Source organism: Specibacter cremeus (assembly GCF_003946885.1).
GTDB lineage: Bacteria > Actinomycetota > Actinomycetes > Actinomycetales > Micrococcaceae > Specibacter > Specibacter cremeus.
Genome location: NZ_RWKQ01000003.1, coordinates 136,924 through 145,164 on the forward strand (window position 1 = coordinate 136,924; position 8,241 = coordinate 145,164).

The window sequence follows — 8,241 nt, forward strand, 5'->3', positions numbered from 1 at the left end:
TCAACGCCTTTCAGTGGTCAGGTCAACATTTCTGACTATAGCGTCAATTAAGGTCGTCGCGCAGGGCTACCGCAACGTGATGTGGGGCTCAAAGGCATCAAGCAGGAGCTCTCGCATCCGGTCAACCGTCATGTCACCCGATCCTGTGACGACCTGGATGGCGAGCCCGTCCACCATGCCGGTGAATCGCCCGGCAAGGGCGTCGACATCGACACCCGCGGCCAAGCCCTCGCCCTGCCCACGTGTCAACAAATTCACGACGATGGCACGCCACCGCCCATACACAAGCCTGTGTTCCTGCCGCAACTCCGGCTGGAGCATCGCCTCGTTCCAGGACTGGATCCACACCGACCACTCATCAAGGTCCGCCTCGCTGGCGGGCAATTGTACCTCGATCAAGCGACGCAGCATCTCGACGGTGTTGCCTGACCGGCGGAACTCGTCGTCCAGTTGCGCATGAAACCGGTCCGCATAGAGTCGGAGGGCGGCACGCAACGTCTCGTCCTTCGACGGAAAGTGATAATGGACGGTTCCCGTGCTGGTGCCGCACTCCCGGGCGATATCGGCAACGCGCACGTTGTGGAATCCCTTGCGCGCAATGAGGCGGGCCGTGGCCTCAAGGATCTGGACCCGCCGTTCTTCGGCGTCCAGGCTCTCGGCCCGCCGACGCGAGGACACGCCGGCCGCCGCGGCGATGCGCACGGGGGCGTGGCCGGCCCCCGTGCGCAAATAATCGATGGGAACCCTGCCCACCCGGGCGATGGCCTTGAGCTCATGGTCCTGCAGCCGCCGCACGCCGCGCAACGCCTTCGAAAGGGCCGTCGCATCCATCCCGATCCTGGCGGCGAACTCCCGTTGGGTCAGGTCCGCGGACAGGACGACGTTCCGCACACGGCCGACCACCGGGTCGGGGGGTTCCTGTTTCGACTCGGTCATGGCGGAGATCATTATGCTGGAGAGATCACCGGGCGTCAACCATGGCGGCCAGGACCTCGTCCGCGGCGCGGTAGCCCGACCCGATCGCACCATCGATATAGCCGTTCCATCGGCCGGCGGTCTCCGTTCCGGCCCAGTGGATGACGCCGCTCGGCGTGCGCCAGCCGTCACGGGCGTAGCCCGTCCAGCCGCCCGGGGTCACATACGCCTCATAGCCGCCTTGCGCAAACTCATCGTACGGCCAGATCTTCTCGGTGTAGTCCACGGGGTCGGTCGCCTGCGGCCCCGCGATGGCTGCCAGGGTTTCCAGGACGGCGGCCCGGCGTTCGGCGGCCGGGCGCTCGGCCCAATCACTCACCCGGTCCCCGTAGACGAAACCCACGAGGATGCCCATCGAGGCATCGGCCGGCGAGTTGTCGAACACGACCCCGACCGGTCCGTCGTCGTACACCGTGGCGATACCTGAGAGCCCGGCCGCCCGCCAGAATGGTTGCGTGTAGACGGCATGGACCTTCGCGACCCGCCCCATCGGACTGTGCGCCAGCCAGCCACGCCTGCTGATCGACAGGGTGGGCGTGAAGGAAATCCCGGACGTCGCCGGCGGCGGCAGGGCAACGACCACCCGCCGGGCCCGGATGACTCCCGAACCCGTGCGGACCATTGCTCCCTGCTCGTCCTGTTCCACCGCTTCGACCGGCGTATTCAGGCACAGACGGTCGCCCAGTTCCACGGCGAGAGCCGTTGCCGGTGCCGCCGCACCGCCGTGGAAGCGGCTGTCCTGGGCGCAATCGCGCGTCTCCATCAACTGCTCATAGCCGTCGGCCGCCGCGATGTAGAACACGACGTGGAACAGCGAGATTTCCCGGGGCTCGCACGACCACACGCCCTGGATCGCCAGTGCGAGCCGGCGTATGGCATCCTCGTCGCCGGTCTGGGCGCGGAAGAAGGATTCGGCGGTTTGACTGTCCCACAGCTCGAAGTCCGGGGTCAGCCACGGCTGGTCCAGGTCCACGGATTTCGCCATGGCGTCAAGGAGGGTGGTGACGCGGCAATAGTCATCGATTCCGGGGCCCGCCTCCGGTGCGGCACCGTCATACGCCACGCGTGACCCGTCCCGCCACACCTCAATGTGACGCCCTTCCTCCCAGCTGGGGAACGTCTCGCAACCGAAACGCTCGGCCAGGGCAAGCAGGTTTTTCTGCGTCGGCCCCACCCACTGGCCGCCCTGATCCACGACGGCGCCGCCTTCGCGCACCTCACTGAGCACGCGCCCGCCGACCCGCCCGGAGGCCTCGAGGACCACGAAGTCGATTCCCTCGTCCTTCAGCCGAAGGGCCGCGGCCAGCCCGGCATAACCCGCGCCCACGACGACGACGTCAACCTGGCCATCCATCTCGCCGTCGGTGATCCCCTGTTTCTGACCTGTCCACATGCCTCCAAGCATGCAGCAAGACTGAACAATGCGTCAATAGTTGCGATTTGGACGATCGAAACTCTTGACAACCATCACCGCATCAGCAACATTGATTATTCAGTCAATTGCGATTTGCGTCACAGTCGCGCCCATGGCAACCAAAGGAATCCTCATGGCATGGATCAGCAAATCAGAGTCGGTCCAGACCGAATCCCCAGATCTGCGCCCGGGTGGCAAGGGCCTGCGCCCGGGTGCGCTGGGCATGGTCGCCAGCGTCATTCTGGCCACGGCCTCCGCGGCGCCGGCCTATAGCCTCGCCGCCACCATTGCATTCGTCGTGGCCTTCGTCGGCGTCCAGGCCCCGGTCGTCGTCGCCCTGGCCTTCGTGCCGATCCTGTTCGTCGCGCTCGGGTATTCGGCGCTCAACCGGCGCGATCCCGACTGCGGCACGATCTTCACCTGGGGCAGCAAGATCTTGGGACCGAGAATAGGGTTCATGGCCGGATGGGCCATCATCGCCTCATTCGTCCTCGTCATGGGCAGTCTCGCCCAGGTGGCAGGTCAATACGGCTTCTTGCTCTTCGGCGCCGACCGCATCGGGAACGACCCATCCAACCCGTGGGTGCTCCTCGTCGGGCTCAGCTGGATCGCTCTCATGTCGTGGGTCTGCTATCGGGGCATCGAGGTCGCCGCGGCCGTCCAACGTGTGCTGCTGTTCCTCGAGTTCGGCATGCTGGTGATCTTCTCGGTTGTCGCCTTGGTCCGAGTCTATGCCGGCAACGCCGGGACCGGCGCCTTGCAACCGCACATCTCCTGGCTCAATCCGTTCGCGATTTCATCGCCGAGCGCGTTCGTCAGCGGGATTGTCCTCATGCTCTTCATTTACTGGGGCTGGGAGACCTCCCTGACAGTCAGCGAGGAGACCGCCGACCGCAAACGGACCCCCGGACGGGCCGCCACGATTTCTACATTTCTCCTGTTGGCGCTTTACCTCATCGCCACCGTCGCCACGATCGCCGTCGCCGGCATCGGCACGACGGGAAATGGTCTGGGCAACCCCGATAACTCCGGCAATGTCTTCGCGGCGCTTGGCGATGCCGTCTTCGGCACCAGCCCCATTGGATCGTTTTGTGCCCACCTGATGGTCCTGATGGTCTTGTCCTCGGCGGCCGCCTCAACCGAAACCACCATCCTGACGCTCGGCCGTACGATGCTTGCCATGGGCAGTTACGGCGCGCTCCCACGGGTGTTCGCGAAGGTCCATCCGAAATACGCCAGCCCCAAGGTCGGCACGATCGTGACGGGCGTCGCCGGGGCGCTGTTCTACATCGTGATGAACTTCCTGAGCGACGGACACGTCATCGGCGACGCCGTTGCCGCCTGCGGGCTCATGATCGCGTTCTACTATGGGCTGACCGGACTGACCGCGGCGTGGCAGTATCGCCAGACACCCCGGCCCGAACGCGGCCACCCCTGGCTTCGCGCCGTATTCCCGGCCCTGGGCGGACTCATGCTTTTCACCGCCGGGATATGGAGCCTCATCAACGATTGGAACCCGGCCTCAAGCTACACCTCGTGGACGCTGCCGTTCGCGCCACACTGGCACATCGGCGGCGTCTTCATCATCGGCGCCGGAGCCTTCGCCGTGGGAATCGTCGCCATGGTCGTCCTCAGCCGCCGGCAGCCCGAGTTCTTCCGCGGCAAGCTCGCCCAAACCGCAAGCCTCGACTCCCTGGACACCGCCGAATAGCCTGGGCCGACTGGCGTCATGACCGACCGAAGCGGGTTTCAATCGCCTGCAGCTGGTCCGCCGTGAACGCCAAAGCCGCTTCCCGGAGTGTGGTTCCGTCCCGATCCGCCCGACGGAACATGTCGGTGACGATGCGCCTCATCTCGGAACGAATCTTCGCCTCGGACTGGCCGTGGTCGGCATCGATGTCGCCAAACAGCATCCACCACCACCACGCGTTGGTTGCCGAGTTGGAGACGAAGTCCGGCACGACCCGTGTCCCGCGAGCACCCAGCAGGGCTTCGGCCTCCGGCAGCACCGGCATGTTCGCCGCCTCAACCACAAGCGAGGCGGTGATCTGGGCCTGGTTCTCCGCAGTGATGCAATATGAGATCGCGGCCGGAATCAGGACGTCGGTCTCCACGGCCAGCCAGTCGTCTCGCGGCAGTTCGTTATCGTCGGGCCCCAGGCTCGACCGGTCGATCTCCCCGAAACCATTCCTCGACCTCAGCAGCATCTCGACGTCGAGGCCCTCGGGGTTGACGATGACCCCGTTGGCATCGGCGATTCCCACAACCAGCATGCCGGCCCGGGCCAGATAGCGGGCCGTCGCGCCGCCCATCGAACCAAAGCCCTGGATGACGACTCGAGACCCGGCGACGGGCCGGCCCAATTCGTTGAGTGCGGTCAGTACCGATTCGGCGACACCCAGCCCGCCGACCAACTCGCCCAATCCAACCCCGTCGACATCGATGCCGAAGGCCTTCTCCAACCGCTCAATCGCCTCATCCCGGTTCTCCAGCAACGGGTAGACGGCCTGAATCGAGCTCTGTAACCCGAGTTCGCCGATCACTTCGTCAATCAACTTTTGCTGCAGCCCGAGGTCCTCACCCATCGTCCAATGCGCCTGGAGCAGGGCGCTGATTCCTTGAACATAGCGCTTCAAGACGGCGCGCATCTCGGGATCGTGCGGGTCGCAGTCGATACCGCCCTTGGCGCCGCCCAGTGGCACATAGCGGTTTCCGGGCCGGTAGTGCAGGCTCTCCTTCAACGTCATGCCGGCGGCAAGACCCCGAACCTCGTCAAGGGTGCATCCCTTGCGCATGCGAAGCCCCCCGCTGCAGACGCCCCGAACAAGACGATCGATGACGAGGAAGCCTTGCCGCCCGCTCTCGGGATCTGTCCAAATCACCTCGAGGAAAGGCGATGTCATGGTCTTCGTTGACTTCTCTTCAACTGCGATCGGCATAGTGTCACTCCTGGCTCGCGTGCATTTTTACTGAATCACGAGTCAGTTTGCATTGGGCTCAAATGACTTGTCAAGAGGCAGGCTTCCCGCTTCCCGGCGGCCAAGTTCACCCGGATCGACACCAAGCTCCCAGGCGACCTGGCGGACCAGCCACCCCTGCAGAACGTCCCGCTTGAAGTCGTCCTTGTGCACCACCATGCGCACGGCGAGCCCGTCGAGCATGGACGTGATCCGGGTTGCCGCGTCACGCGAGTCATCGACGCGAAAGACTCCTTGGACCACCCCTTCGTCGATCACGGCGGCGATCTCGTCGGTCCACCTGTCTTGCAGGTCGGAGAGGACCTTGCGCAGCGTCTTGTCCCGCATGGCGGTCGACCAGGCGTCAATCCATATTTGCCAGCCCCTGGCTTGGCCTGTTGGCGCGTACCACTCAAGGGCCACCATCAAGCGGTCCGCCGGCGAGCGGGCTTCGTGCATGATTCGGCGCAACTTCAACAGATCACGCTCGGCGGCATGCATCAACGCTTCGACGAGCAGGTTCTCCTTGGTCTCGAAGTGGTAGATGATCAGCGCCGCGCTGACATTCATGGCGGCGGCGACATCCGCGATTCGCATCGTCGACATGCCCTTTTCACGGATCTGCCGCAGGGTCTCCCCGAGCACTTCCACTCGCCGCGCCTGGGCATTCATTCTCTTCATGAATGGCACTCTATCCCCCGCCGCCGGCCCAACGCCCCGGCGAAGAAACATTCTTTTCAGTGGTTGACATCGCCTGTGATGAACGGCACAGTCTACGTATTACCTGTACGGCGAGTCAGGAACGAGGACCGCCTTTCATCAACAGATCCAAGGAAGCAGGACCATGGCTGGATACCGATTTGGGACCCTTGCGGCCGTTGCCGCCGTGGCAAGTCTCGCCCTGACCGGCTGCGGCGGTTCCAGTACGGCCGCCGGCGGCTACGGCTCGTGCGAAGTCACGGGCGCCAAGGGCTCGATGTCACTCAAGCCCGTCGTCGAGAACACGCTCACCGTCGAGACGAATCTGCCCTCACCAGGCTGGTGGAAGGGCTTGTCACCTGAAGGCATCGACGGCGGCTATGAATACTGCCTTGCCGCCAACATCGCCTACCGGGCCGGACTTGACCATGTCAAGGTCGTCAATGCATCCTTCGACGCGCTGGTCGCGGGCCAGACCAAAGACTACGACATTGCCATGGCCCAGGTGTCCATCACGCCGGCCCGCGAAAAGGTCGTGCAGTTCTCCAAGCCGTACTTCGACTCCAACGTCGCGGTTCTGGTCAAGGAGGGTGCCGGCGTCACGGCGTCGAACATCGCGTCGAAGAAGCTGGGTGTGGCGCTTGGCACCACAGCCGTCGACTTCGTGAAGAACAAGATCAATCCGGCGACCCCTGCCCGCGTGTTCCAGGACACCGACACGATGGTGACGGCCGTCGCCTCCGGGCAGATCGATGCGGCCATCCAGGACACGGCCACCCTGCTGGGTTTCGCCAAGGGATCCTCGGGGGCCATGACCGTCATCGGCCAATACAAGACCGGTGAACAATATGGTGCGATCTATCCCAAGGACTCGCCAAACGCGGGGGCCATGAACCAGGCCATCGACGCCATGTCCGCCGACGGAACCCTTGACAAGTTGTCGGCCACCTGGCTCGGCCCCACCCTCGGCGGAGATCCTGCCAAGGTTCCGGCGTTCCCGATCCCATGAGCAACTTGATTCCCACGCGCGAAGGAGGCCTGAAGTCATTCCGGCCTCCCCAAGCAGCCCCGCCTATCGTCATGCCGCTCGCCGCCTCGGCGGTCCTGGCGGTGGTGGCCACGGCGGCCGTTTCCTTCTACGCCCTCCAAGGCATGTATGCCCTCTCCGGTTCGTCCGGCATGCCCCTCATCGTGCTGTTCATCCTGGCGGGTGTGGCCGCGGTTACGCCGATCATTCCCGCCACCCGTGCCATCCGGGGCGCGACGCGGCGCAATTCCCTCCTGCGGGACGGCCACATTGTCGAGGCCAGGCACGTCGCGGCCCTCGGGCGGGAGTCCGCGGCAACGAGCCTGGGCTATTCTGCCGCCGTGTTCGTGCTCGCCTGCATTCTGGTGTTCGTCGGCACGAACGACGGCGCCATCGCGCACACCTTCCTTCGCCCGTCGTTCATCACCCAAGCCTGGAGCGACGTGCTCAAGGCGTTCTGGGTGAACGTGCGGGTCGCCGTGGGCGCCGAAGTGCTTGTCTTGGTCCTGGGTCTCGCGATAGCCATCATGCGGATGCTTCCGGGCCGGGCAGGCCGGCCACTGCGTATGCTCGCGATCATGTACGCCGACGTGTTCCGGGCGATCCCCGGCATCATCGTCCTTTACCTGGTCGGGTTCGGTTTGTCATTGGCCAAGGTCCCCGTCTTCAAGGACCTGCCGCCGATCTGGTTGGCCATTTTCGCGCTGACCCTCACCTACGGGGCCTACGTTGCCGAGGTGTACCGCGCCGGACTCGAATCCATTCACCGCAGCCAGTGGGCGGCGGCTCGTTCGCTCGGCCTGTCCTATCCGCAGGCCCTCCGGACCGTGATCGTTCCGCAGGCCGTACGCCGGGTGATCCCGCCGCTGCTGAACGATTTCATCGGCCTCCAGAAGGACACGGCCCTGATCGGCGTCATGGGAGTCATCGACGCATTCACCCAATCACGGCTGGTTGCCTCGTCCGTTTTCAACCTGTCACCGGTAACCGTCGTTGCCATCATCTTTGTCCTGGCCACCATCCCGCAGTCACGCTTCGTCGACCGGATGATCCAAAAGGACCAGGCCCGGCAGCGGGCCGGATCAAGCTAGTGGCGTGTCTCCAAAATAGTTCATGTTTTGAGGGTTAAGCTTGGGTCATGTCGAATCACGCCCCCGCATTGCCCCTCA

The 8,241-nt window shown here is 64.4% G+C and carries 7 protein-coding genes; 3 read left to right on the forward strand and 4 right to left on the reverse strand.

From position 1 onward, the window contains the following. Positions 1-66: 66 nt before the first annotated feature. Positions 67-1,029 (reverse strand): TetR/AcrR family transcriptional regulator, encoded by a 963-nt coding sequence (locus tag EJC77_RS01990; protein WP_338069450.1) that lies wholly within the window; start codon positions 1,027-1,029, stop codon positions 67-69. Next, the gene (locus tag EJC77_RS01995) at positions 962-2,368 is read right to left on the reverse strand and encodes a flavin monoamine oxidase family protein (protein WP_125609898.1); all 1,407 of its coding nucleotides are present in this window, start codon (positions 2,366-2,368) and stop codon (positions 962-964) included. Before EJC77_RS01995 ends, EJC77_RS01990 begins: the two co-directional genes overlap by 68 nt. A gap of 133 nt (positions 2,369-2,501) precedes the next feature. Between EJC77_RS01995 and EJC77_RS02000 the strand changes: the two genes are divergently transcribed. Beyond that, positions 2,502-4,100: an APC family permease gene (locus EJC77_RS02000; protein WP_205786775.1), complete on the forward strand. Its 1,599-nt coding sequence runs from the start codon at positions 2,502-2,504 to the stop codon at positions 4,098-4,100. Between the two features lie 16 nt (positions 4,101-4,116). Here EJC77_RS02000 and EJC77_RS02005 read toward each other — a convergent pair whose 3' ends face one another. Then, positions 4,117-5,328 carry a Glu/Leu/Phe/Val dehydrogenase dimerization domain-containing protein gene (locus EJC77_RS02005; protein ID WP_205786777.1) on the reverse strand — a complete coding sequence of 404 codons (1,212 nt, stop codon included), beginning with the start codon at positions 5,326-5,328 and terminating at the stop codon, positions 4,117-4,119. Positions 5,329-5,370: 42 nt separating this feature from the next. Then, positions 5,371-6,027: a TetR/AcrR family transcriptional regulator gene (locus tag EJC77_RS02010; RefSeq protein WP_125609899.1), complete on the reverse strand. Its 657-nt coding sequence runs from the start codon at positions 6,025-6,027 to the stop codon at positions 5,371-5,373. Between the two features lie 163 nt (positions 6,028-6,190). On the opposite strand from EJC77_RS02010, the gene EJC77_RS02015 reads away from it, so the two are divergent. Next, positions 6,191-7,054 (forward strand): ABC transporter substrate-binding protein, encoded by an 864-nt coding sequence (locus EJC77_RS02015; RefSeq protein ID WP_125609900.1) that lies wholly within the window; start codon positions 6,191-6,193, stop codon positions 7,052-7,054. Between the two features lie 71 nt (positions 7,055-7,125). Then, complete coding sequence (locus EJC77_RS02020) at positions 7,126-8,163, forward strand: amino acid ABC transporter permease (RefSeq protein ID WP_205786779.1); 1,038 nt, start codon at positions 7,126-7,128, stop codon at positions 8,161-8,163. Positions 8,164-8,241 lie beyond the last annotated feature (78 nt).